The organism is Verrucomicrobiia bacterium (assembly GCA_019634635.1).
Lineage (GTDB): Bacteria > Verrucomicrobiota > Verrucomicrobiia > Limisphaerales > UBA9464 > UBA9464.
In genome coordinates, this window is the sequence record JAHCBB010000039.1 from 1 (window position 1) to 22,600 (window position 22,600).

Below are 22,600 nucleotides of genomic sequence, written 5' to 3' on the forward strand. Positions count from 1 at the left end.
GGAGCCATGACCTCTTGACTCGGTGGGGCAAGGCTCCTGCCGCGCCATACGCGGAACCGCGAGCGGACCTCGTGGGAACTCCACATGCTCACGGCTCGCCGGGAGGCTCGCCCCACCGGTATTGGAGCGATGACCTCTCGACTCGGTGGGGCAAGGCTCCTGCCGCGCCGTACGCGGAACCGCGAGCGGACCTCGTGGGAACTCCACATGCTCACGGCTCGCCGGGAGGCGAGCCCCACCGGTATTGGAGCCATGACCTCTTGACTCGGTAGGGCAAGGCTCCTGCCGCGCCGTACGTGCAACCGCGAGCGGACCTCGTGGAAACTCCACACGCGCACGGCTCGCCGGGAGGCTCCACCGGTATTGGAGCGCCAGGTGCGGGCGCATCCGCGAAGGAAGACAAGATCTCCCGGGTGACCCCATCCATGTGCCGGTTGTTGTTTGATTCGAAGGCAGGGAGGAATCCATTGCCGCCTGAAAGCGGCGAACCGAGGTCAGTTCAAGTTCGCGGCTTGGCCACGGCAGGCGGATACGGATTGAACCTTTCCCGTTCCGGCGCATTCCACTGGGTGACGATGGCTGACCGAAATGCATCCGATCCCCTTCCGGTGGCCCGGGCTCGAGCCGGATGCCCGGAGGCGTGGGAGGCTCTGTTCCGGCGGTACCAGCTACCACTGTACGCCTACGTCTTCGAAATGATCCGGAACGAGCAGACCAGTCTCGACATCGTCCAGGACACCTTCATCAGCGCCACACGGCATCTGTCGGGACTCCGGGCTGACGGCAAATTCGGGAGCTGGCTCTTCGGAATCGCCCACCAAAAGTGTCTCCAGGCATGGCGCCGCCACGGACGGGACGACCAGATTCAGGAAGCGCTGGCCGTGGAGGACCCGGACGCGGTCGAAAGACCGGATGCCCGGTTGCTGCAAATTGAGGATGAGGCCGCCTTCCTCGAAGGTCTCGCCCGCCTGCCGGCACCTCAGCGCGCCGTCCTGCTGCTCCACTATCTTGAGGACTTTTCCCTGGAGACCATCGCCGGAATTACCGGCACCCCGGTGGGCACCGTGAAGTCACGCCTGCACCACGCCCGACGGGCGCTGCGCGCGCTGCTGGCCTCCCCTCCCGAGTTTGCTCCCCAAGTCCCCACCGTTGATCGAATCCGGCCATGAAAACCCCGCGTGAACTCCTGCTCGAACACCACCAACCCATCGAACCCCGTCTGGATGCCATCCGACACCGGGTCGTCCACCCACGGCGCCCGGTCGCGGCAGCATTCGGTCGCCTGACCCGGCTTCTTGAATCAATCGGGGCCGGGCGCGGGCAGATTCTTGCCCTCGCCAGCGCCTGGGTGGCGATCGCCGCCCTGAATCACCATTCCGGACCCGATGGAACCCCGTCACCGTCGGGAAGCGATCGCGCATCCTCACCGCAATCCCTGCTGGTCCGCATGCAGGAAAATCAACGCAGGCTCCGGGATCTGCTGCGGCCGGATCCCGGGACGGCCGAGCCCGCCCTGGAGCCGATCCCTGCGGCGCTATGCCCGTCCCAGGCGACTCGCGGACTGCCCGTTTAGGCCGCAACGAAGCGGGCGGGCAGGAAGCAATCGCGCCACCAAGTTCCGAACAAGTAGCCAGGGGAGCATGGAGCGTATCACGTCGAGGCCATTTCACGACCAAACGCCAAGACTCCCGTCAGGAACGATCCCGCAACCAGAACCGGCCCACCCGCATCGTCCCTCCCAACCCGCAATCCCTGACGCCTTGCCGCACTCCGGCCAACACCCCGCCCCGCAACACCATGAACTCCGAGTCTGCCCCAAACGCAACGCCCGCAACCTCCGGATGGCATCACACATCCACCTACCGGTTGATCCGCTGGCTCACGCGCCCGCGCCTTCTGCGCTTGGCCGCGCTGACGGTTGTCTGGGCCGTCACCCTGGTTGCCCTCGCCTACGGCATCGCCAACTGGCGCGGCCAACGCGCCTGGGTCCGGGAACGCCAGTCGCTCCTGGACCGGAACATCCCGGTGGACTTCGCCGCCGTAATTCCCAAACCCGTTCCCGATGACCGAAACTTCGGCGCCACGCCGTTTGTGCAGTCCTGGTTCCAGTTCACCAACCGACCCGCCGACAGCTTTTGGAACGACACCTACTCGCGAGCGACGCATCTGGTCCCCGGACTGCCGGTGACCCATACGCAGCGCTGGACGGATCTGGGGGGGTGGGCGGGGGCGATGACCTATGTGGCGACGAACCCGCCGCCCGACCCCGACAAGCCACACCTCCGGTTGCGACGCCCCGACGGCGGATTGCCCGCGTTCTCATCACGAGCCGCCGCCGGAGCTGCGGTGCTTCGGGAATTCGAATCCGCAGGGTCCTGGCGTCAGGACCTCGAAGAGGCGCTCAGGCGTCCGGAGGCCCGCTACCCCGTCCAGTACCATCTCAAGGACCCCTGGGGCATCCTGCTGCCGCATTTGGCGACCGTGAAGTCCCTGTGCAACCGACTGGCCCTGCGGGCGAGTGCCGGAATTGCAACCCACCGCTCCGAGGAGGCTCTCGACGATGTCCTGCTGATCCTGAGCCTTGGGCAGACCCTCGATACCGAGCCCTTCCTGATCTCCTACCTGGTGCAGCTCGCGTGCTGGCAGATCTTGATCGAGCCCGTTTGGGAGGGCCTCGAACTCCGTGCCTGGACTCCCGAGCAACTGGTGGTGCTGGAACAGCGCCTTGCGGACATCCACACCCTTCCAGGACTTGAACGGGCGCTCCAAACCGAGCGTACGGCCGCATTCCTTACGGCGGACCTGCTCGCCTCCGGAGACTACCGCTACGGCATGCTGATGGAGGCCAACAACGGATCTTTGGACCCGGGGGCGCCGTCCGAGCTCGCGCTTCGTTTCGTCGAACGGATCATCCCTAGCGGTTGGCTCCACAGGGAGAAGGTGGAGTATTCGCGCCTGCTCGATGCCTGGATTCAAGGGGGATGGGATCCCGATCGGCGCCGGATCCACCCCGAAATCCTCGAGGCCAATCGTCGCCGGCTTGAAGACGAGCTCGGAGTTGAAGTCGCCACGGCCGGGGAGTGGATGTGGGGTGGTGCGATTCCTCCCCGCGCGGCCTCACAACTGCTGCGCCACCGATCCTTGGCGCCCATGCTCCTGCGCGAACTGCCCAAGCTACCGCCCAAGGCCGCGGCCGCGCAGGTGCTGGTGGATCAGGCACGACTGGCGTGCGCCATCGAGCGCTACCGGATTGCCGAGTCGCAACTTCCCCGGGATCTCGATGCGCTGGTTCCGCGGTTCCTTGCGGCCGTTCCCCTGGATCCGATCACAGGTCGTGCCTACCTGTACCGTAGCGGGGACGACGGAGGGTTTCAGATCATCTCGCCCGGATGGAACGAACGCGACGATGGGGGCGTTCCGGGGCGATCGCGGTTTGATGTGGAGGAGGGGGACTGGGTCTGGACCACAAGCACACCTTGAGCCTCCCCGTTCTCCGCCGCACCTGCGGGGACGCTCCGGCCGGACCCCGGGGCGGTGCTGGCGCCCCTTCCCTCGTCTTCGTCGGCTGTTCGGCCAAAATGGCTCCCGGCAAAACCCTTTGACACTCAGCCCCGGGTTTTTATGGTCCGGCGCGCATTGGTTCTGGCTTCGGGGTCGTAGCTCAGTTGGTAGAGCACCACAATGGCATTGTGGGGGTCGCAGGTTCGAATCCTGTCGGCTCCACCAGACCGATGCGCTGCGGGAGAGGTTGAGGCCTGTCCGACCGCGGCGAAGCGAACGCTTGCCCTGAGGACCCTCCGGCCGTTTTATCGGCGGGTATGCACTCCAAGTTCGCGAGATCGCTGATGACGTGGTTCGTATGCTTTGCGGTCTTTCTGGGTGCCGGATGCGCAACGCCGAAACCCGTGGTCCTTTCCCAACCCACCGTCGTGGATTTCGCCTGCGGCGAATGCCTGTTCGACATGCCCGGAAAGGGCTGCGACCTGGCCATCCGGTTTGACGGTCACGAGTACTATGTGGATGGCGTGAACGAAAACTCCCTTGGGGACGCCCACGCCGCCGACGGTATCTGCTCAATGATCCGACAGGCCCGGGTGACCGGAGAAGTCCAAAAGGGGCGGTTCGTCGCCACCACCTTCGAGCCGCTGCCGATGACCGTCAGATAGCTGCGAAGGCCCGGGTCTGCGGACAATCCGTCTGACGCCCCCCTGGCCGCCCCCCCTGCGGGGACAAGGACGGCCGAAACTCCAGACCGGTAAACACCCCATGGCGCAAAGCCTGTCGGCGAGGCCATGGTGCCATTGGTGTTCCACAGACTGCCGGTTTGTTGACCTATGTGTGCTCCCAAGCATCACAAGGATCATACGGCCCAGAACGCCGTCCCGGACGATTGGATCTCGGGAAGCCATGTCCAGGCCTTGGTCCTGACCGGGCTGACCCTCTTTGGGATCTATCTCTGCTACCGCCTGGCGGCACCCTTCGTGTCCGCAATCACCTGGGCCCTGGCGCTGGCGGTCCTGTTCACGCCCGTGCAGCGCTGGCTGGAGCGACGGGTCCTTCGTCCCGGGGTGGCCGCGATGGTCGCAGTGCTGGCCATTGCCCTGGTGGTGGCGGTGCCGGCGACGTTCGTGGCGCAACGTCTGCTGGCGCAGGCGGCCCACGACGATTGAGCCCGCAAAGGTCCTAAGGATTCGGGGCACCCGGAGTGGGAGGTACGGGGAGAAAACGGTCGGGGAATTCCGTCGTCCGTCCGATGGCCACGTCGGGACCCAAAGGGCCGAAGGTCACCGAATCGAGGAGCGCGTTGAATCGCGCGTCCGTATCCACCAACAGGACCTGTTCGCCGTCAGCGGACAGTTTGAAGCCCGCGTGCAGCCCCGGAAAATCGTCCACGTCCTCGTCGGCCCACACCAGGAGGTAACCGCCCGCCGGGATCATGGTCCCGGGCGGAAAGGACCATTTCCTGGGGTTGTCGGGACGATCGCTGAGAAACATTCCCGACAGGTCCACGGCAGCCTCGCTCCGGTTGAACAGCTCGATCCAGTCATCGCGCTGTCCCTGGGGATCGCGAATGGAGCTTTGGTTCGAGGCCATGAGTTCATTGATGATGACCGGGGATTCGTTCGCCTCCCGCGGACGGACCCGGAACGACAGCGGCCCGGCCTCGGCCGCCGCGGGGATAAACACCGCAGCTCCCGGTGCCGCCGCCGAGCGGGCCTCCACATAGTATCGCACCGTCACCCCTGCGAGTTGCGCCGGAAGCTGCGCCCCATGGACGGCATCTCCGGCCTCTCCATCTCCATGGGCCCCGTCGTCAAACATCTGAAGGCGCATGTACCTGCCAGCGGGTGTTGTCCGGTACCAGAGCCAGACCGAGTCCACACCCTCCTCCTCATGCCCGCGCACGGTCGCCGTGACACCCACCGGGCTCCCGGCATCCGCCGACCCGGGTTCCGTCACTGCAGTCAGGGACGGCGGCACCGGCCGGAGTTCTGCATGCCGGGTCAGGAACTGGTGCCGGTTGCTGATGAAAGTCTTCAGCGCGCGCAACTCGTTGGTATAGGTGGCCATGAGAAATCCCCGCCGCGTATCCGCGGCAAGCGCCTCGACACTCAAGGCACTCAGGCGGTCCACCTCCAGGTGGAGCACCTCCGGGCGGAAGGCCTCGGAGAGGACCGTGCGCATGTGCGCAAGGTACCGCTGGCGGAGCTCGGGGATGGCCAGGAGCTTCGAGATCACCGGCCGTGTGGACAGCGTGGCGCCCGCGACGGGCGACAGCGAGACGTCACGCGCCACGAAGGACTCATTGCCGTCATGTTCGACCGGATGCATCCGTCCGCTTTCGGGTTCGAAATAGAAGGCATAGTCCGCCCCCTTGTTCCAGTAGCTGTCATCATCCGCGAAGATGTTCTCAATGACGAGGAACCAGAGCCAGGAATCCACGGCAAGGACGTCCTCAACCGCGTCGCGCCGGAGCGCCTCCGGCGTGTTGTTCAACACGTCAATGGCATGGACCAATCGCGTCCACGCGTTGGTTTCATCCGAAGCCTTTTTCAGTTCGTAGTTGTTGCGGTAACGGGCGATGTCGGTGCCCAACCAGGAGAGCGCCGAGGCGCCGCTGGCCAGTCCGCCGCCCCCGCCTCCGCCGCCCGGCCGCCCGCCCCCGCCGCCGATGTTGGGTGCGCGCCAGCGATCCCCGGAACTGCTGGGAAACCACTCCTTCACCAGATCACCATCAAACTGCTGAATCAGCGAATAGAGGCCCCAATACTCCCCGTTGATGTGGAGCCGGACCAGCGACGTCTGGGGACAGGGCGCGTACCGACGCATCACGTTGAAATAGATCACCTCGCGCAGGAGGGTCCGATCACCGGCGGCATTGTTGAGATTGAACGTCTCATACCCCAGGAGTCGCGACGTCGCGTTGGTGAAATCCACCTGGACGTTGACCGATTTCTTGGCGCCACCGAGCTGAAACGAGCTGTTGCCACGGTAGCGCGCCCCGACCCCGCCCAGTGCGGCGCCATTGTCGAGCTCCAGTCCGCAAAGGACGTTGGAGCCCGTGGTGCGGCCCGATGTCAGGCGGGCCTGCCAGTCGGGCTGGGTGAACTGCAGGTGGACATTGCGGATCAGGGAGCTGTCGTAAAACCCTTCGGTCCTCACCCCGCGGAAATAGCCGGCAACCCGTTCGCCCAACGGGCCCAGTCGGCGGACCGGTGCCCGGGCGGCATCATCGGACATCAGCGGCCCAAGCGCCGTCCAACGTTCCCAGTGAACCAGATCCGGCGAACGCTCGATCCACCAGTCGTGCCTTGGTGAGCCCACAAACTGAATCACGGCCTCCGCCGGAGCGAGGTCCAGCGCCACCCGGGCATCGGCAGCCGCGGCCCGGAGCGACCCCCAGATCGCCACCGCAACCACCACGCTCATGCAGGGCGCATGAAGTTTTCGCGTCAACGGTGGCATCATGGGAAATCTCCCAAAGGGAGGATCAGGGCGCGGATGACGCCGGGAGCACCGGGATGACACGGAGGAGATACGCCCGACGCTGGTCGGCAAAATTCCTGAGCCCGATGGTCCGTCCCTCGTCCCGGGTGAGGCTGTTCTGGAACGTCTCCATGGACCCGAGCTTGCGGGTGTCCGCAGCCACGGCGGCGGCGATGAGCTCCTGGTGCCGCGCCGCCCGGGGTCCGAGGTTTCCCCAGTCGAGATGCCGGTCCGCGATGTCGCGGACCAGCGCCAGGTATCGTGTCCGGAGTGATGGCACCGCGAGCAGCTTGGAGAGCAACGGTTTGGCGGGATCGTTGGCGGCAATCAGGGGATCAAGCTCGACTCCCGGCGGATGCGCCGACCCGCCCGGGGTCCCGGGGCCCCCCGCGGGACCTGCAAACCGGCCGCGGCCCGGCCCGCCGAATCCGGGACCGCCAGGACGTGCAAAGGTCTCGTTGGTATCATGCGGCACCAGGTGAAACCGCCCGTCGGGGTCGAGATGAAGGTTGTAATCGCTGGCGCGCACCCAGTAGCCGTCATTGTTGATGAGCGCGTTGTCGAGTGCGAGGAACCGCAGCACACCCTCGATGTCGAGGATCGGCTCCAGCGCCGCCACCAGGCGGTCCGGCGGCGTCCCGTTCAGGACACGGCAAAGCTCGATCAGGGCGGCCCAGGATTTGGGATCGTCCTTGCTCTTGATCTCGTACAATGCGCGATAAGGGGTCGGATCGTCGCCGAGATACTCCAGGCCGCCGCGGCCCCGGGGACTGCCGGGGACCTTCCATCGGGCGCCCTTTCCCGTTCCAAAATTCTCGACGAGGAAGTCCTTGTTGAACTGCTGGACGTTCACATAGACGCCCCAGGATTCGCCATTGATCACCAACCGGACCCAGTTGGCCTTCGGCGCCGGCAGGTACTCGCGCGCAATGTCCAGGAACAGGACGGTGCGCAGGAAGCTCGGATCCTCGTGGCTGTTCAACAGGTTCAGCGTCCGGTATCCGCCCACCTGCTGCCCCGGATGCACCCAGTCGAGCGAGAGATTGAACGAGCGTTTCGAGCCGGCGCCGACCATGCGGAAGGACGACATGCCGCGGAACCGCACGCCGACGTCGTTGAGTTCCTGGCCGTCCATGACCAGTCGCGCCGGCACCAGGACATCGGTGTTGTGAAAATCCTCGAGGGCCTTCTCCCAGTCCGCATCTTCGAACTCCAGGAAGATCGTTCGCAGCACTCCGGGATCATAGAACGGCACGCCGGTCACGGGAGCGACGTCCCCAGGGGCCACCCTGGGCCCCGGGGAGGGTGGCGCGCCGTTCCCGCCGCGTCCGTACGGTCCTGCGCGCGGCCCCCATCCACGAGGACCCGCTTGCGGTGACGTCGCCAGAAACTCCCGGGCTGCCTTCCGTTCCGTCACATCCAGCCGGCCATCGCCGTCGCGGTCAAACCGCTTCACCAGTTCCTGTTTGGAAGCCATGGCGGGCCCGGGCGGGCCAAAACCACCGCGACCCGCGCCGGCTCCTCCGTTGGGCCCCGGCGGGGGTGGTGCCTGGGACAGCAGCGCTCCGGCGGTGAGAAAGGCGCATCCGATGGCAAGGGCAGCCCCGGGGGATCGGCGGGGTTTTGGAAGTGGCAGCGAGTTCATGTGGCGTGGACGCAGGTGGTGACCGTCGGGTGACGTTCCGGTGACACCCATGAAATCCTCTCCGAGTAAATCGCCGATGAACGCCACCGGGAGTTTTGTCAAGCAATGGTAAATCCGGCGCGATCGCACTGCGGCGTTCCCGGATTTACGGCTTCTGGATGTAGCCCTCGAACAAGCCCAGGTAGTACGGCAGCAGAAAAACCGTGCCGGCCCCCAGCTCACTCCCGTCGCCGCCGTAATCCAGCTGCCATGGGTCGGTGTTCCAGTGGGTGAAATACCGGTTGGACACCGGCAGGACCCGTCCGTTGACCCGCCCGCCCCGGGGCCGGGAATCCGGATCGTAGAGATCCCTCGCCTTCTGACGCGGCAGAGCTACGACGTCGAGCCGGTGTGAATTGCGATGCGGCCAGTTGATCCGGTCGAGCGGGAAGTCTTCCAGCGTCGCCTGCGACTCCCGAAGCCAGCCGTCCCATGGGGTGACCGGAAAGGTGCCCCAGATGTTGGTGACGCTTTGGCCGAGGCCGAACGGCGCGAAGGCGAAGTTGAAGAAGGGGTTCAACTCCGGAGCCTCGTTCGCCCAGTACGCGAAGAAGCTGTACCTGGCCAGGTTCTTCAATGCCGGATCCTTTGCGTACTTGAGCAGGTTGTAGAAGCACATCACCGCCATCTCGTCGTCCGAATGATTTCCGGAGCCGGGACCGAATTGAACCTTGGGGAACATGAGGTTCTGCCCGTAGCCATGCTGCTCCACGAGGTCGCGGGAGATGGCGCCATACTTGGGGTCGCCCGTGACATGCTCGGCGACGGCGAGATAGCTGAGGAGGCTGAGGGAATTGAGCCCGCGTTCCGCCCACCAGGCCGGGTCCGTGTTCAGGGATTGCGGGGCATACACCCCCCAACGTGTCGGGCGGCCGTCATGGTCGGTGAGGGTGAACCCGTGCTGGATGAGATGATCGGTCAGGCTGCGAACCACCTCGCGGACGCGCTCCCGCTCCGCCTCCGTGTCGGCACACAGGTCGAAATAGGCTGGATAGAAGAAGTAGTGCCCGTCCAGCTCGTCGCTGCTCGTGTCCGACTTCCAGAACCATTGACCATCGGCGCTCCGGGGCCACCGCGGTTCGTAGACCTTCCAGAGGGCATCCCCCTGCTGCTCGGCCTCGTCCCGGGCCCGACGCCCTTCATTGGGATCCGGCCAGGTGACGGGTCGGATGGTCCGGGCGACAAAGCCGGCAGGCGGCGCGGGGGATCCGCCCTGGGTGACCTGCTGAAGGAACCGCAGGGCCTCAAAGGCTGCGCGCGCACGTTCCTTGAGGGCGGGATCCCTCAAGGCGCCGAAGCCGAAACATTCGCCGGCGCCGTACATCGCAGTCCACAGACCGTCGTTGTCCGAATCCTGCGGATCCGCGCTGGACCGGTCCCCCGGGGTTCGCAACGAAGCCTCCGCGACAAAGCCGAATGGGGTCCGGCGAATGTAGCGGGCGATCTCCTCCTCGTAGTACGCCGCCTTGGCCGCCAGCGTCATGGGCTCCCGCAGGATGCCTCCCACACCCCCGGCCGTTGCAAACCATGCATCCCCTCGCGGGGAAACGGCGATTTGCCGGACATCGTCGTCGGGAAGCCATCGCGGCCCCTGGCGGTAATGAAACTCGGAGCCATCGAACCGGATCGCACCCAGGTGGGTGCCAAACCACACGGCACCATCCGGCCCTGCAGTCATTCCCGTGAAGTCATTCCAAGGCAGCCCGTCCCGCCCCTCGAAGAAACGCCACCCATCCGCGGTGCGGACGCCTACCCCGGCCCGGGTCGCGAACCAGAGTTGGTCGCGGGTGTCAAACTGGACGCCCAGGACGTCCGCCACCGCCCACGCCCTGCCGAGACCGTCACGGACTTCAACCGCGCGCCACCCGTCCGGGGTCAACTCCCGCAAGCCAGCCGAGGAACCCACCCACAAGGTGCGGCCTGGCCCCAGGGCCAGTTGATGGACCATCCACTTTGGAGGCCAGAGGAGGCGTTCGAATTCCCCCCCAAGGACCGTGAGGATTTCCCGGGCGGTTCCCACAAACTGGCGCGGACCATCGCGCAGCAATTGCCGGACATCGGTCCATGGAATTTCGAGGCGCACCACGGCGCCGGCATCGTCGAGGTAGCGAAACTCGCCCGGGCCGCAGGCCGGAACGGACGGCAGGGGCGTCCAGCGATCGCCCACGAGGCGGTACCATTGTCCCTGCGCCAGGCAGCGCGGCGCGCCGTCGGATCCCATCTCGATCAGCGCCACCGGCCCGGCGGGCAGTCCGCCACCTCCGGGGAAGCGCCGGGTGAGCTCCTGGATGAAGCGCTGGGGAATGGGATCAACGGCTGCGGCGGGGAGCGACCTGGCAGCCGCCAGAAGCAGCACGGCCTGAAACCAGGTGCGCCATCCGGAGGGGAGCTGTCGGAAACGCATGCCGACAGGGTACCGTCCCGCCATTCCCGCCGCACCCATTCAGTGGGAAACATTCGTTCCTGCTGGGGTGCTCCCCGCCGGCGGGCACCCCGGCAATCGGGACGCCGGGACGCGGCAGCCCAACTCCGGACGAAGTCCCACAGTTGGCGGCATTGAACTGCGGATTCGTCGCGCCCCAAGCGACGTCCACGCATCAAGAAAACGCTCGATATGCCCGGATTGCGCGCTCACGACCCGGCCGCCGCCAGTTTCGCGGCGTACTCAGCGAACAGGGTTCGCAGACTTGTCGCGTCCGAAAGGCTCCGATGCTCGCCCAAGGCACCGCCCGAATTTCGGGGGCTGAGCACCAATCCAGCGGCCCCATAAAGACGCCGCTCAACCAGTCGCTCGCAGAGAATCTGGTACCGCCGGGCATACGAGGCACCTCGAAACTCGGGAAACACGGCGTAATGGGGCTCGTCGGCTCCAACGGGACGCAAAGAGCCCTCACACTCCTCCAGCAACATGAGCCACCCGAGAAACGGGGGCCGTGGATCACGCTGAAGCTCCGGGTTCAGCATCGGCGAAGCTTCTCCCTCAGCCGCACGCATCGCCGGGGTCGGCGATTCCGGTGCGCGCCCGCTGTAGGCCCCATGATGGTGCGCCACCCACAGGTCCGCGGCAGAGCCGATCACCTCCTCAGAACGGTTGTTGAAATTGTTTCCGAACGAACCGACCTGTGACTTGGACTCGAAAACGGCGAGGAGCCGGCTACGGTGAACAATCACAACATCCCAGTTCTTGGTTGCCCTGAAGAAGCCCGGCATCATCACCTGGCTCTTCCGTGTGAACACCGAGTCTTGCGGGAAGCCACAATGGCGGGTGACCTCGCGGACCAGGTCAACAAACCCATCCATATTCTTACCGCCAATCACGGCTCCACGACCTCCCGCCTGGGCTCCCGCATTAGCCCCGGAGCGCATCATCCAAAAGCGCCGGACGGCGGATGCTGCAAGTTGATCGAATTCAAGGGGCAGGAGCTTCAACATCTCGAATGGGTCCCGTAATTCTGGCCTCACTGGCAGCGGCTCTTGCAATCTCAAACACTTCAGGAGGCAGGCGGTACACCATGGCAGCCGCGGCATCCAGCACCTCAAGGCAGGAAGTCTCCGCCGCCATGGCCAGGGTCTTCTTCTGCATTTCGGACAGACCGTTCCAGTGGGGCACGCGGATCCGCCGCAGGTATTGGGCCTGAAAGCGGAGGAACCCTCCGCTCATCCGGACGCAGTAGGACGACACAAAGAACAAGGCCAGTGAAGAACGAAGGAGCACCGCCAACGAGGGCAGATCCCATTGATCCGACGTGATGAAGTACAGGTTGTGGTGCGGATATAGCCGCCCGGGATCGAATGCGACAGCGGGCTCGCCCTTGATGTCGGGAATGAGCAGTTTGGGCCGGCGGGTGAGTTCGGGCCAAATGCGGTCAATGGTTCGGTACCATCCCCGCGCATTGTTCTTCGCGCAATGACGCCCCGCCACAGCGTTTTGGTGGGCCCTCAAGTAGGCCCCAAATCTCGGGAAGGCATCCAGATCCGCGAGACTGCCATCCGGAAGAAACGGATTGACGATTCCATGCCCGCGCCAGGACAGGTGATGCCCTTTGATATCACCGGCCATTGCCAGAGGAATTTTCCGATCGTCTTCGACGGGAAGTTCCCGGTAGTTTCCGATGAAAATCCGATCGGCGCCGGAGGCGACGCCGATACCGACCTTGCAGCCAGCCTTTTCGAGCGAGGGAAAGTCAAGTTCCAACTGGCGGAGCAGTCGCAATCGTTCCGGATGATCCAGCAGCCAGGGTTCTGATCCACGCACGGCATGCGCCACCTCTTCCACACGGGGATCCGAAGCATGGCCTCCGTTCAGCATCGCCCCGACCATTTGGGCGATCGAGGAGACACTCACTTCCGGATCCCTGGCCATGCGCGTCACCGAAGTCGCACTTCGTTCGAAAACCGTGATGGCCGGGTACGCAATCACCTTCGACTTGAAAGGTTGGGTCCCTTCAAGGTTGATGAAGTAACGAAGCGCGAAGCGCGAGGCGGCGAGTTCTCGGAGGGGTCCGCCATATTTGTTTTTGAGCCATCGATTCGCGCAAATGAAGGCGAGACGACCGCCCGGTGCCAGCAATTCCAGGCCCCGCTCAAAAAACGGAACATAAAGGTCCGCGCGATCGAACAGAGTGCGATAGCGCCGCCGATACTCCTGAAGCAGGGCTTCAGGAACCCGCTCCTGTCGCACATAGGGCGGATTGCCAACCACGAAATCAAACCCGCCGCTGAGAGGCGTCAGCAGAAAATCGTCCCGAACCAACCAGTCACTCACCAAGCCGTGTGCGTGCGCATGGGATACCCCCCACGCCATGAGCTTCTCTTGGACGCAAGCGGCTGTAGACCGAAAAGCCCCGGGATTCACCTCAACCGCCCGCAACGCTCCGGAAAGTTGCCGGACGCTGCCGGGGGTCCCTTCGGAACGGGCAAATGCGGCCAACACTCGGTCCACTGCCGGAAGCAGGAAATCCCCCGCTCCAAACGACGGTTCCAGCAGCCGCAGTTGGTGGAGAGGGCGGTCACTCGAATACCCCGCGAGATCCAAAAGGCCGTTGACGATCTCCGGTCGCGTGTAAATGGCGCCCCGCCCGTCCGCGTCGTGAGCCGAATACCTTTCGAGCGCCTCCAGCAGCGCCGGGTTCCGAAAATCTGGAAAAAGGTCCTCTGTCATCACGGAGCCGGGCATCGCTGCGACCATGGGAACGACCTCTCGTCCCGCTGCCCAGCAGAATCGCGTGCGATCCGATCGCCGCCAGGTTCGGTGCCGGCCCCCAGATGGCGATCGCCAGATTGAATGACCCGCGTGACCTCACCGCCTGCCCAGGAAATCCACGCGGGCGCTGAGCTCGGGGGTCAGGAACCGGTCGGGCTCCTCGATCTGCACCTTGATCTGGAGGGTTCCCTTCTGCCGGCTGGCCTCGGGCGCGATCTCGGCCACCACACCGCGATAGCTGCGGTCGGGGAACGCCTCCGGGCTGACCACACACTCCTGTCCCAGGAACACCTTGGGGAGATCCGATTCATTGAGGTCAATCTCCACCTGCAGATCGTGGGGATCGGCCACCGCCAGCAACGAAGTGCTCGGGCCACGGGTGCCGCCAAACGTCTGCGGTGTGACCAGTTCGCCAGGGTCCACCAGCTTCTCCAGGACGACTCCGTCCACCGGCGACCGGATCACGCACCAGTCGAGGTAGGTCTCGATCAACTGCCGGGACCCCAGCAATTGCTGCCGCCGGGCCTCCGCAGCCCGCAGGTCGAGACGGGCGTCGTCGAGGGTCTTGCCCGACTCGATCCGTTCCCGCGCCAGTTGCTCGGCCCGCAACAGGTCCAGCTTCGCGCGCTCGATGTCCACGCCGGCCGCGGCGACCTGGCCATTGATTTCGTTGAGGCGGGCCTCGTATTCGGAGCGGTCGAGTTTCACGACCACCTGGCCATTGGTCACGGCATCGCCCTTCTTGACGCCAATCCACGTCACCAGCCCCATGAACCGCGGGCTGATCTCGATGCGCTCCCGGTTCACAATGTAGCCGCTGGCCGTCAGCACCGATCCCTCCACCCGTCCGCCGCCCGCGGACGTCATCGCCACGGTGTCGGAGCCTGCCGGGGACGCCAGCGATCCCCGGGCGGGATCCGACTTGGTGGACCGGCCGCGCAACTCGGCATCCGCCCGCGCACGCGCCGCCTCCTTGTTGGACATCAGGCCGGTGCGAACCGAGTCGCCGTCCCGGGGCACGGCAAACCAGGCGACCACAGCCGTCACCACAGCCACCCCCCCAAAAATAAGCCACAGCGTGCTGCGCGGACGGCGCTTCCGCTCCGAGGCGATGCGCAGACGCTCCAATTGGGTGTCGTTCATGTGGATTTGAGCGCGGAAATCACGGGAAGACGGGCCGCGCGCAGCGCCGGCAGCAGGCTGCCCACCATGCCAATGGCCACGGAAAACAGGAGCCCGGCGGCCAGCAGGTCCGGGGTCACCCGGAACTGGAACATCGTCTCGGAGAACGACTGAAAATCCATGGTTCCGAAATAGATCCCACGCACCTGGACATACCCGTTCAACGAAAGCGCCAGCAGGCTCCCCAGCACCCCGCCCATGAGCGCCACAAGCGTCCCCTCGATCATGAAGGACAACACCACGGCGCCGCGGGAGTACCCCAGCACGCGCAACGTGCCCACCTCGCGGGTCCGGGCTGCCACGCTCGCATACATGGTGTTCATCGCGGCAAACACGGCGCCCACGGACATCGCCACTCCGAGGATGCCACCCAGGACCTTGAAGGGCATCGCGGTCATCGTCTGCTTTGAGTAATAGTCCCTCTCCCCCTCGGCCCGGAGTGCCAGCCGCTTGTCCAGTTCCAGCCGTTGGATGATGGCGGCGGCCGCGGCGGCGTCGCGGGGACGCAGCAGCACGCTCGAATACTGCTCACGGTCGAACAGGGACCGGGCTTCGTCGGCATCCATCCAGGCCTCGGCGTCGAAGGCGCTTCCCTGCCCGTCAAAGAGGCCCACCACGGCAAGACGGTCGGGCCCCGCCTTCAGGGTGCCGCCGATTTCGAAGCCTTCGAAGCGGTTCGACAACCGGCGGGACACGACGACCTCCCGGCGCCCGGGCTCGAACCAGCGTCCCTCAACCAGCGTCACCTGCGGGCGCAGCTCCATACCGCGGGGCGTCACGCCGCGGATCAGCGTGTTGGCCTCGCCGGCGCCGCCACGGCGGGGGGAGCTCACGATCATGAGGACTTCAGCCGAAACCACGGGCTCGCCCTGCTCGTTGCGCGCGATCTCCTCGAAATACTGGAGGGTGCGGAACTGCTCCCGGGTCACGAGGCTGCCCGATTCGGCCTGCGATCCCTTGCGGACGACCAGGACGTTGCGGGGGTCGCCGGTGTTGCCGCTGGTGGATTCGATGCCCCGGGCCAGGGCGCGCAGCAGCACGAACACCGACACCACGGCGGCCACGCCCAGCACGGTGAAGACCGTGGTGCGCCAGCGCACGATGACATTGCGGAAGTTGTAGCGCAGGGGCAGGGCCATGGCGGGTCAATCCAGGGTTCTCAGGCCGTCCACAACGCTCGTGCGGGCGACGGCCACCGACGGGGCGACGGCGGCCAAGATGCCCAGCACCGCGGCCACCACCGCACCGGTGGCCATGATCCGGGGCGTCACTTCGAAATACACAAGGATCCCGCCGGTCATTTCCTGGAGGTCGGCAAACGTCCACAGCGCCCATGCGCCGCCGATGCCCACCAGGGCACCGAGGGCGGCAAGCCCGAAGCTCTCGGCCAGGATGAATCCGAACAGTTCGCGCCGGCGGAACCCGAGCGCCTTCAAGATGGCCAGCTCGCGGAACCGCTCGCGGATGGCCATGCTCATCGTGCTCACCGTCACCAGCATCAGGGTGAACACCACCACCGCGCTGATGGACAGGGTCAGCACCTTGACGTTGCCCAGCATGCTGATGAACCCCATCTGGAAGGCGCGCTCCGTCTCGGCACGCACCTCGGCCGCGGAATTCTCAAACGCCCGGTTGACGCGCGCGATCACGTCGTTGGCGACGTCGGCGGACGCCACCCGGAGGTACCAGGTCCCGACGGTGCCCGGATCGCCGGTGAGTTCGTCGAGCAGCTTGTGGTGAAAGAACACGCCCCGGTCATCCACGGTGCCCGAGAAGACCGCGGCAATGCGCAGGTCGAGGTCCACTGGGTAGAAAGTTCCCGTGAACTTCATGCGGTCCCCCACCTTCAAGCCATAACGCTTCATGGTGTCCGCACCGACGAAGCAGGCCGTGCGCTCCCGGATGAAGTCGTCGTACGAGCCGTCGGACACCCGTCCCTCCACCAGCAGGTCGCGGAAACGCACCGGATCCACGGCGAACTGGGCAAAACTGGTCATCTGTTCGTCGCGAAACAGGCCCCCAAAGAAGGTGAACGGGGACACAGCAACCACGCCGGGAATCTTCTCGACGATGGACAACTGCCGCGCCGGCAGGGGCTGGGCCAGGGAGACCTTGTTGCGCGCAATGATGCGCAGGGACGCCCCCTCCGACTCCGGCGGCACGGTGAGCTCGCGCTGCAGCGTCAGCAACGTCACGAGGAGGGCGCAACTGCTGGCCACGCTGAGCACCGTCAGAGTGGCCCGGCGCTGGTTCCGAACGGCGTTGATCACCACAAAGGAGAAGGGACCCAGCCCGAGCCAGCGGACCCATACGCGGGCCAGGAGCGCCACCCAGGTGACCGGACTCAACAACGACAGCAATCGGAGGCCCCACCGGCCTCCCCTCCGGATCCACGACTCCGCCGGCATTTCCACGACTGGAGGATTGCCACTCATGCGGCCACGGTATCCCGGGCAAGTTCCCCCTTCTCCAGGTGGAGCTCCCGCGTGCCATACGCCGCCGCCTTCGGATCGTGCGTGACCATGATCACGGTCTTGCCCGCGTCCCGGCTCAGGCGCTGCAGGATCGTGAGGACATCCTCGGCGGAACGGGCATCGAGGTTTCCGGTCGGTTCGTCCGCCACCAGCAGGGCCGGGTCGGTGACCAGCGCCCGGGCGATGGCCACCCGCTGCTGCTGCCCGCCGGACATCTGGTCGGGACGATGGTGACCGCGGTCCGCGAGTCCGACCAATCCCAGCGCAACCGCCACCTGCTCCCGCCGCTCCCGCCGCCCCAGCGAGGTCAGGAGCAGGGGCAACTCGACATTCTCGTGGGCCGTGAGCACCGGGATGAGGTTGAAGCTCTGGAACACGAAGCCCACGTTCTGGTTCCGCCAGTCGGCCAGCTCGGATTCACCGAGATTGGCCACGTTGATGCCCTGCACCCGCACCTCGCCCGAGGTCGCCCGGTCAATCCCGGCGATGATGTGCAGCAGGGTGGACTTGCCCGAGCCCGAGGGCCCCATGAGCACCGCAAATTCGCCGGACGCGATGTCGAGGGACACCCGGTTCAACGCGATCACGTTGATGTCGCCCTGGCGATAGATCTTGCTCAGATCCCTGACGACGACGATGGGCACGCCCATAAAGCCCGGAATTGGTATGCGACCGATCCCTCCGAGGCAATCCCTTCAGCAGCGCCGAAAGTTACGGTTCGATGGCCGCAACGAAGCCTCGTCCGCGCAGCCAATGGATCAGGTCGTGAGTCCACGGATGCGGCTGCGAAAAGTCCGGCGGCGCGGCCCCCAAGCCGAGCCCGTGGCGTCCGCTCTCGTAAACATGCAGCTCGAACGGCACGCGATGCCGCCGGAGGGCGGCGGCAAACTCCATGGAATTCTCGACGGGAACCACCGGATCGTCCGCCGTGTGCCAGAGGAATGCCGGCGGTGTCTCCGGAGTCACCTGCCGTTCGTTGGAAAGCAGTTCCACCAGCGCCGCGGAAGCGTCGGGTCCCAGCAAGTTCTGACGCGATCCCTGATGGCCGATGGGGCCCATGGAGATCACGGGGTAACAGAGGATTCCAAGGTCGGGGCGCGAACTGAAGCGATCCACCGGATCCGCGGCCCCGGGTTGGCCGGCATCGAAGTGGGTCATCAGGGTCGAGGCCAGGTGGCCTCCGGCGCTGCTGCCCATGATGCCCACACGGCCGGGGTCCACGGCGTAGTCCGCAGCGCGGGCCCGCACCCATCGCACGGCCCGGGCGGCATCCTGCAACATCGCAGGGTGCCGGTATCCGTGCGTGCCCAACCGGTATTTGAGCACGAAGGCGCTCACCCCGAGCCGGTTGAGGAAAAGCGCATAGTCCCGACCCTCATGACCGGCGAGGCCGCCGTAGCCACCTCCAGGACAGACAACGATGGCCGGCGTGGGCGTTGCCTCCCGGGTTGCGGGGTACGGGGTCAGTGTGGGCGCATCGTGGGCCGCCGTGCCCAGGGCTCCCGGAGCCCCGGCCGGCCACAGCATCACAGGACTCGCCGGCGCCGCCGCTGCGGTCACTTTCAGCAACAGGCCGGCACCCAGCAGCCAGGGCATGGTGGACACCGGGGCAGCCTGACGGCGGCGGTCGGCACCGGGCAAGCGCCGTTCTCCAAATCCGGCGTTGACTTGACGGACGGTTTCCCAACAACTGCTCCTGCTGCCTCAAGGTCCCGCAGGCCCCGGGCCGCGCGATGATCCTCCGGTCGTCCGCGCTCCGGGTGGCGGGTTCCAGCCCGCCGGAGCGCGGGCGCGGAGGCTTCCCGTTCTTGTTATGGAAACCAATTGTCGGCTCTTCGTGGGCAACCTCCCCTACCAGGTGGCGGAACGCGATCTTGAGGATCACTTTCGTGCGGCCGGGGTGGTCACCAGTGTCAATGTCATGCTCGACCGCGAGACGGGCCGTTCCCGCGGATTCGCCTTCGTCGAATTCAGCACGCCAGACGAGGCTCAAAAGGCGGTCGAGCTGTTCCACGGAAAGGAGCTCAACGGTCGCGCATTGACCGTGAACATCGCCCGACCCCGCGAGGAGCGTCACGGCGGCGGAGGCGGTCGGGGCGGCGATCGTGACCGCGGATGGAGCCGCGATCGCGGTTGATCGTGACGGCAGTGGCGCCGCCGCCGTTTACCCGGGTGATCCGCTCCAAGTCGGGGCGCGGGCATTAACGGTTTGACTCGTCCTTCACCGCTTCCTAGCGTCCCCCTGCAACGTCACGGTTATGTCTGATCCCACCACTCCCGGCGCTCCGACCCCGGCTTCTGAACCTCCGAAGGCGGCCGATGCCGCCCAGAAAAAGCAGACGGTCCGGATCAGCCTGCCCCCGAAGCCCGCGGCCGGCCCTTCCATCAAAATCCCTGCTCCGAGCGCACCGGCCGCACCGGCCGCCGCGGTCCAGGCGGCGGCAGCACCCGCTGCGGCCGCACCCGCGGCGCGCCCGGCGGGCCCTGCACCCGCACCCGCCCCTGCGGCCCCGCGCCCGGCCCCTGCGTCCGCCCCGATGACCCCGGCGCGCCCGGCGGTGGCCTCCGTCAGCCCCATTGATGTCGGGCTGGCCTTCGCCACCGTCGTCATCGGCCTGGCCGTGGTGGTGCGTCTCCTCTTCCTGGTGCCCGTCGCCTCCTGAAATGGCCTCACCCCACATCATCACGGTCACCAGCACCGGATTTGAGGAACAAGTCGGCCGTTCATCCGTTCCGGTGCTGTTGGACTTCTGGGCCGAATGGTGCGGCCCCTGCCGCATGATCGCACCCCTGCTGGATGAGTTGGCCACCGAATACGCCGGCAGGGCGACCATCGGCAAGGTCAACGTGGACCAGGAACCCGGTTTGGCCGCTGAGTACGGCATCTCCGGAATTCCCGCGCTCCTCGTCTTCAAGGGAGGTGCCGTCGTCAATCAAATGGTCGGCCTGCGCCCAAAGTCGGAGCTGAAGAAGGCCCTCGACGCAGCCATTGCCGGGTGATCCCCGGCGGTCACCCCCGCTGCCGACCCTGTGACGTTCTGGCTCGCCGGGTCTCCGCGCAGTTCAGGATCAGGATTGGGGAGGCGCCGGCGCCCCCAAGTCGGTTTCATGCCCTCCATTGAGGAGGAACAGGACCGCCATTCGGACGGCGAGCCCGTTCGTCACCTGCTTGAGAATCAATGAGTTCGGCCCGTCGGCCAGCTCACTGGAAATCTCCACTCCGCGGTTGATCGGCCCCGGATGCATGATCAGCACATCCGGCTTCATCCACGACATCCGGGACGCTGTCAGACCAAACAACGTCGCGTATTCCGGGATGCTGGGAAACGCGCTCATGCGCTGCCGTTCATGCTGGATGCGCAGGAGGTTGACGACATCCGCACCTTCCAGGGCTTCCTCCAGGCGCCACGTGACCCGTACCGCGGGATGCAGGGCCTCCAGTTGTCGCGGCACCAGCGTGGACGGCCCGCACAGGGTCACCCGCGCTCCCAGGGTGACAAGAGCCCACAGCGTGGACCGCGCCACCCGGCTGTTGAGGATGTCGCCGAGAATCGTCACCTGCAGACCCTCGATCCGACCAAGCTCCTCCCGGATGGTGAAGGCATCCAGCAGTCCCTGGGTGGGATGCTCGTGCGCGCCGTCCCCGGCGTTGATCACATGCGCATTACCGAACTGGGTGAGGTAAAGTGCCGCACCGCTGGCCGCATGCCTCAAAACGATGAAGTCGGCGTTCAGCGCCTCCAGGTTTCGGACCGTGTCCTTGAGGGTCTCGCCCTTTTTGAGCGAACTGGACTCCGTGGTGAAATTGATCACGTCGGCGCTCAACCGCAGTGCGGCCAACTCAAAGCTGATACGGGTCCGGGTGCTGGGCTCGGCAAACAGGTTGACCACGGTCCGCCCGCGCAGGGCGGGAACCTTCTTGATCGCCCTCTCCCCGATGGCGCGGAACGCACGGGCCGTGTCGAGCACGGTGGTCAGTTCCGCGGCCGACAGGGACTGAAGATCAATCAGGTGCCGCCGCGTCCAGCTCATCGGGGCGCCTCCGTGATGTGGACGCTGTCGTCGCCGCCCGCCTCGACCCATCGGACGTCCACCCGCTGTTCCCGCGAAGTCGGCAGGTTCCTGCCCACAAAATCCGCACGGATTGGCAACTCCCGATGGCCGCGGTCCACCAACACCGCCAATTGGATTCGACGCGGTCGCCCAAGGTCTGCGAGGGCGTCGAGGGCGGCACGCACCGTACGGCCGCTGAACAGGACGTCATCCACGAGGACCACCGTCCGCCCCCCGACATCCACCGGGATTTCCGTGGGCATCACCGCAGGTGCCGCCCGGCGGTCCAGGTCATCACGATACATCGCCACATCCAAGCAGCCCACAGGCACGGGATGCCCGACAATCCGGCCCACGGCCGGTGCGAGGCGCGTCGCGAGGGCCACCCCTCCCTTCTGGATGCCGACGACCACCAGATCGTCCGAACTCGGATTGCCCTCGGCGATCTCATGGGCCATCCGGGCGATCACCCGACCCAGCACCGTGGAGTTGACCACCGGAATGCTCATGCGCCCATCACGTCCTGCGGCTCCGAAAGAATCCGCCGTCCGTTCCCGCAAGCCGGGAGAGAGGATTCACGAACCACGGCCATCCGAAGGGTCTCAGCGAAGGAGCCATCCACCTGCCGGGGACCTTGGAGGGGTGAAGGGGCTTCCATCAAGGGGCAAAACACCACGGAACCCGGCCCTCTGATGCCGCAGTCCGGGTCCGGATTGCCGGCAGCCGGGTTCGGACGGGGCTATCCCGCCCCCACCCCGGACGCGCCCGCCAAGGGTCCATCGTCCGTGGACGACTGCTGACGGGCACGCCGCCAACCGGCGCGGTAATGGGTGATCCAGTCCACCAAGGCCCTCTCGAAACCAATGTCGTAACCGGCCTTCTCCGACTCGATCCATTTGTGCCGGAGGATCTCCTCCTTCTCCGCCTGAAACTCGCGGTACAGCGTCGTGTTCATCAACAGCGCCCGAGCCCCTCGAATCGTGTCCACCTGTTGAGTCATACTCACGCGAAAATCGT

The 22,600-nt window shown here is 65.7% G+C and carries 21 protein-coding genes and 1 tRNA gene; 9 read left to right on the plus strand and 13 right to left on the minus strand.

Going from position 1 to position 22,600, the window contains the following annotated elements; translation table 11 throughout:
• Positions 1 to 575: 575 nt before the first annotated feature.
• From KF791_18300 to KF791_18325, 6 genes are all read left to right on the plus strand, one after another.
• The gene (locus KF791_18300; protein ID MBX3734533.1) at positions 576 to 1,169 is read left to right on the plus strand and encodes an RNA polymerase sigma factor; all 594 of its coding nucleotides are present in this window, start codon (positions 576 to 578) and stop codon (positions 1,167 to 1,169) included.
• On the plus strand, positions 1,166 to 1,573 hold the full coding sequence (locus KF791_18305) for a hypothetical protein (protein ID MBX3734534.1): 408 nt from the start codon (positions 1,166 to 1,168) through the stop codon (positions 1,571 to 1,573). The genes KF791_18300 and KF791_18305 overlap by 4 nt, the downstream gene beginning before the upstream one ends.
• 224 nt (positions 1,574 to 1,797) lie before the next feature.
• A complete protein-coding gene (locus KF791_18310; protein MBX3734535.1) occupies positions 1,798 to 3,480 on the plus strand; it encodes a hypothetical protein in 1,683 nt (560 codons plus the stop codon).
• Between the two features lie 170 nt (positions 3,481 to 3,650).
• Positions 3,651 to 3,726, plus strand: a tRNA-Ala gene (locus KF791_18315).
• 236 nt (positions 3,727 to 3,962) lie between these two features.
• Entirely contained in the window at positions 3,963 to 4,166 is a 204-nt protein-coding gene (locus KF791_18320) for a hypothetical protein (GenBank protein ID MBX3734536.1), read from the plus strand.
• Positions 4,167 to 4,334: 168 nt separating this feature from the next.
• Positions 4,335 to 4,670 carry an AI-2E family transporter gene (locus KF791_18325; protein MBX3734537.1) on the plus strand — a complete coding sequence of 112 codons (336 nt, stop codon included), beginning with the start codon at positions 4,335 to 4,337 and terminating at the stop codon, positions 4,668 to 4,670.
• Between the two features lie 13 nt (positions 4,671 to 4,683).
• On the opposite strand, the gene KF791_18330 is transcribed toward KF791_18325, so the two are convergent.
• The 10 genes from KF791_18330 to KF791_18375 all read right to left on the minus strand — a co-directional run bounded on the left by KF791_18330 (position 4,684) and on the right by KF791_18375 (position 19,126).
• Positions 4,684 to 6,969, minus strand: a complete 2,286-nt coding sequence (locus KF791_18330; protein ID MBX3734538.1) for a CotH kinase family protein — start codon at positions 6,967 to 6,969, stop codon at positions 4,684 to 4,686.
• Positions 6,970 to 6,991: 22 nt separating this feature from the next.
• On the minus strand, positions 6,992 to 8,734 hold the full coding sequence (locus KF791_18335) for a CotH kinase family protein (GenBank protein ID MBX3734539.1): 1,743 nt from the start codon (positions 8,732 to 8,734) through the stop codon (positions 6,992 to 6,994).
• Positions 8,735 to 8,777: 43 nt separating this feature from the next.
• Positions 8,778 to 11,075 carry a hypothetical protein gene (locus KF791_18340; GenBank protein MBX3734540.1) on the minus strand — a complete coding sequence of 766 codons (2,298 nt, stop codon included), beginning with the start codon at positions 11,073 to 11,075 and terminating at the stop codon, positions 8,778 to 8,780.
• 227 nt (positions 11,076 to 11,302) lie between these two features.
• Complete coding sequence (locus tag KF791_18345) at positions 11,303 to 12,103, minus strand: restriction endonuclease (protein ID MBX3734541.1); 801 nt, start codon at positions 12,101 to 12,103, stop codon at positions 11,303 to 11,305.
• The gene (locus tag KF791_18350) at positions 12,081 to 13,859 is read right to left on the minus strand and encodes an Eco57I restriction-modification methylase domain-containing protein (GenBank protein MBX3734542.1); all 1,779 of its coding nucleotides are present in this window, start codon (positions 13,857 to 13,859) and stop codon (positions 12,081 to 12,083) included. The genes KF791_18345 and KF791_18350 overlap by 23 nt, the downstream gene beginning before the upstream one ends.
• A 111-nt stretch (positions 13,860 to 13,970) precedes the next feature.
• On the minus strand, positions 13,971 to 15,017 hold the full coding sequence (locus KF791_18355) for an efflux RND transporter periplasmic adaptor subunit (GenBank protein MBX3734543.1): 1,047 nt from the start codon (positions 15,015 to 15,017) through the stop codon (positions 13,971 to 13,973).
• A complete protein-coding gene (locus tag KF791_18360; GenBank protein MBX3734544.1) occupies positions 15,014 to 16,195 on the minus strand; it encodes an ABC transporter permease in 1,182 nt (393 codons plus the stop codon). Before KF791_18360 ends, KF791_18355 begins: the two co-directional genes overlap by 4 nt.
• Positions 16,196 to 16,201: 6 nt before the next feature.
• Positions 16,202 to 17,347 carry an FtsX-like permease family protein gene (locus KF791_18365; protein ID MBX3734545.1) on the minus strand — a complete coding sequence of 382 codons (1,146 nt, stop codon included), beginning with the start codon at positions 17,345 to 17,347 and terminating at the stop codon, positions 16,202 to 16,204.
• A 140-nt stretch (positions 17,348 to 17,487) separates the two neighbouring features.
• Complete coding sequence (locus tag KF791_18370; GenBank protein MBX3734546.1) at positions 17,488 to 18,180, minus strand: ABC transporter ATP-binding protein; 693 nt, start codon at positions 18,178 to 18,180, stop codon at positions 17,488 to 17,490.
• Positions 18,181 to 18,241: 61 nt separating this feature from the next.
• Complete coding sequence (locus tag KF791_18375; protein ID MBX3734547.1) at positions 18,242 to 19,126, minus strand: alpha/beta hydrolase fold domain-containing protein; 885 nt, start codon at positions 19,124 to 19,126, stop codon at positions 18,242 to 18,244.
• Between the two features lie 217 nt (positions 19,127 to 19,343).
• Here KF791_18375 and KF791_18380 point away from each other — a divergent pair, with 217 nt between their 5' ends.
• The 3 genes from KF791_18380 (at position 19,344) to trxA (ending at position 20,530) form a co-directional block, all read left to right on the plus strand.
• Positions 19,344 to 19,667 (plus strand): RNA-binding protein, encoded by a 324-nt coding sequence (locus KF791_18380; protein ID MBX3734548.1) that lies wholly within the window; start codon positions 19,344 to 19,346, stop codon positions 19,665 to 19,667.
• A gap of 121 nt (positions 19,668 to 19,788) precedes the next feature.
• Positions 19,789 to 20,193 carry a hypothetical protein gene (locus tag KF791_18385; GenBank protein ID MBX3734549.1) on the plus strand — a complete coding sequence of 135 codons (405 nt, stop codon included), beginning with the start codon at positions 19,789 to 19,791 and terminating at the stop codon, positions 20,191 to 20,193.
• A gap of 1 nt (position 20,194) precedes the next feature.
• Positions 20,195 to 20,530, plus strand: coding sequence for a thioredoxin (trxA, locus tag KF791_18390; GenBank protein ID MBX3734550.1), 336 nt, complete (start codon positions 20,195 to 20,197; stop codon positions 20,528 to 20,530).
• A gap of 69 nt (positions 20,531 to 20,599) precedes the next feature.
• On the opposite strand, the gene KF791_18395 is transcribed toward trxA, so the two are convergent.
• The 3 genes from KF791_18395 to KF791_18405 form a co-directional block, all read right to left on the minus strand.
• On the minus strand, positions 20,600 to 21,562 hold the full coding sequence (locus tag KF791_18395; protein ID MBX3734551.1) for an aspartate carbamoyltransferase catalytic subunit: 963 nt from the start codon (positions 21,560 to 21,562) through the stop codon (positions 20,600 to 20,602).
• The gene (pyrR, locus tag KF791_18400; protein MBX3734552.1) at positions 21,559 to 22,092 is read right to left on the minus strand and encodes a bifunctional pyr operon transcriptional regulator/uracil phosphoribosyltransferase PyrR; all 534 of its coding nucleotides are present in this window, start codon (positions 22,090 to 22,092) and stop codon (positions 21,559 to 21,561) included. The genes KF791_18395 and pyrR overlap by 4 nt, the downstream gene beginning before the upstream one ends.
• 230 nt (positions 22,093 to 22,322) lie before the next feature.
• Positions 22,323 to 22,583 (minus strand): hypothetical protein, encoded by a 261-nt coding sequence (locus KF791_18405; GenBank protein MBX3734553.1) that lies wholly within the window; start codon positions 22,581 to 22,583, stop codon positions 22,323 to 22,325.
• Positions 22,584 to 22,600: the final 17 nt, after the last annotated feature.